Annotated in this window: 2 protein-coding genes; both read left to right on the forward strand. The window is 34.1% G+C overall.

The genetic code is table 11. The features are described from left to right. The first annotated feature begins 63 nt into the window (after positions 1 to 63). Entirely contained in the window at positions 64 to 1,374 is a 1,311-nt protein-coding gene (locus VB732_RS35810) for an IS701 family transposase (RefSeq protein ID WP_323235534.1), read from the forward strand. A gap of 543 nt (positions 1,375 to 1,917) precedes the next feature. Beyond that, on the forward strand, positions 1,918 to 2,178 hold the full coding sequence (locus VB732_RS35815; protein WP_323235535.1) for a chlororespiratory reduction protein 7: 261 nt from the start codon (positions 1,918 to 1,920) through the stop codon (positions 2,176 to 2,178). Positions 2,179 to 2,566: the final 388 nt, after the last annotated feature.

Below are 2,566 nucleotides of genomic sequence, written 5' to 3' on the forward strand. Positions count from 1 at the left end.
CCCTCTTTTGTCACTCTCGCCAAAGTATAATTAAGTGCGATCGCAAAAACTAGCACAGAGAGTATGGTTGAGCCTCGCCCAGCTGCGCCCACAGTAAAATTTGTGGACGAATACTGCCAGTTGTATCAAAACCTCTTTCCAGAAGTTAGGAGCTTTGAAGCTTTTAAGTACCTACACATGGGATGTGTTTCTGATATAAAACGTAAAACTCTACCGGAAATAGCGAAAATTGTAGGGCTAGATAATCATCAGGCATTACACCATTTTTTAACAGAATCACCCTGGGACGTACAAGAATTAAGGAGGCAAAGGTTAGAATTAATATTGTATATACTTCAAGGTCGCCCAATAATACTAATTATTGATGAGACAGGGGATAAGAAAAAAGGAAATACGACTGATTATGTGAAACGACAGTACATTGGAAATTTAGGTAAAACAGATAACGGTATTGTGGCGGTTACAGCATACGCAGTTTTATCTGGAATGACGTTTCCTCTAATATTTGAAGTATATAAACCAAGAGAAAGACTACAACCAGGAGAAAAATATTTAACTAAACCTGAAATTGCCGGAGCAATGATTAGAAAATTGCGGTCAATGGGGTTTAGATTCAATCTTGTCCTGGCGGATAGCTTATATGGTGAAAGTGGTAAAAACTTTTTAAGCGTATTAAATGAATTAGAGCTTAATTTTATTGTAGCGATTCGCTCAAACCATAGAGCATGGGGAATTACAGACTCGAAAATCAAATATTCAAACTGGCAAAGATTCCGGCGTGTTTTTTCAGATTTAAGTTCAGAGAATAGATATATTAGAGAGATAATATGTGGCAAAAAATCCGAAGTCAGGTATTGGCAAATAACAACGGATATTGAAGTTCTTCCAAAAAACACGACTTGGTATGTCATGAGTAAATATCCAGACATTACTCCAAGAGACGTGGGCAATTTTTATGGTTTAAGAACTTGGGTAGAATATGGTTTAAAACAAAGTAAAAATGAATTAGGATGGGCAGATTTTCGCTTAACTCATTATCCACAAATAGAGAAATGGTGGGAAATTGTTTTTAGTGCCTATCTGTTGGTTAGTCTTCATTCCGAACAACTGCTAAAATTAGCACCACAATCTGAATCTATATTTTCATCACATCCTTGGTGGAATCAAGGCAATGGTTGGAATAATATTCTGAATAACCTCCGTTTGATACTTCAGCCATTTACACTATTTAACTTAATTAAACCTTGGTTAGCGGTCTTTACAGTTCCTAAGCTATCTGAGGGATTTTTTCAGCTTCAAATGATTATTAATAATCTGACTTGCTCAATTTTTCAAAACTTCAATATACCTTATTTCTATTTTTCCTCTGCCTAGAGTGACAAAAGAGGGCTAAGTTGCATAGACAATCTATAATTGGAACACGAAGGCAATTGTTACCTTTTTGTTCGGCTCTGGTTATGGAAAAAAATGTTACTTTTATATTTCCCCATTGCTAAAGTTAAATTGCGATTTTTGTGAAAATTGCGATCGCATACCTTAATGATGTAGTTTTGTAGTTAGTTAATAAACTAGTGATACAGGGCAAAACAACTATCAAAGCACTTCAAAAGATAGTTAGCTACTAAGTACCAATCTCACTTGAATGAAATTCTATTTAGTCTATTAGCTGAGGTTTAAGGAAGTTTAGTATAATTACATAAGATTCAGATTTAGCTTAGTGCAAAGCTTGATTATCAGCTCAGTTTGGCTCAATAAACTAAGTAAAAATTCTGATTTAATTAAGATAAATATGTCGAACAACTAAATCCTGTAACTATTTTGCGGACAAGATATAAAACAGCCAACTTCTGGGCTAGGTCAACAAATATAAGCTCTTACAAAAAATTACAATCCATTTACATCAACTAAATTCTTAAAATGCCAGACCCATTAATGTATCAGCAAGATAATTTTGTTGTCCTAGAAACAAATCAACCAGAACAGTTTCTAACACCATCTGAGTTATTGGAAAAACTTAAAACGATCCTCCAAAAACTCTCAAGTCAAGACTTACCACCTGACGTACAAAAATTTGATACTTTTGAAGCTCAAGCGCAGTATTTACTAGACACGAGTTGCGAATTAGATGTTGGTACTGGGCAATATTTACAGTGGTATGCAGTTCGTTTAGAAAAGTAACTTTTTTGCTACCGATTGATGCTGTTAATAAAGTAAAAAGCTTCTGTTTAGGTAAGCTACTTCAGTGATGAAATAATTGATAGATTTTTAAGTAGCTTTGTATCCAAGTTCTTTTTTACTTAATTACCACTCTTATTTCAAAGTATGAGATCCAAATCGCTAAAAGCCCTCTGGGGCTTTGCTTTTCACTGTTTGATTACAAATTTTTATCTATGTTGGAAAATAAAGCTTCGAAGCTTGGTTAAATGAAAGCTGAGGGATAAAAAAAGGATAATATTTTCCCATTAAATCAAAATAAAGTAGTTTGTATAGAGTTATCTAGTTCCGATTTTCCTCGTTTAGATACATAATCAATGAGCCAAAAGTGTTGAATGTTAAGAGAAATCCG

Source organism: Nostoc sp. UHCC 0252, assembly GCF_034931145.1.
Taxonomy (GTDB): Bacteria; Cyanobacteriota; Cyanobacteriia; order Cyanobacteriales; family Nostocaceae; genus Nostoc.

Bases quoted from the DNA above. Each gene is read 5' to 3' on its own strand.
- VB732_RS35815 (WP_323235535.1), top strand. From the start codon at position 1,918: ATGCCAGACCCATTAATGTATCAGCAAGATAATTTTGTTGTCCTAGAA.
- VB732_RS35810 (WP_323235534.1), top strand. From the start codon at position 64: ATGGTTGAGCCTCGCCCAGCTGCGCCCACAGTAAAATTTGTGGACGAA.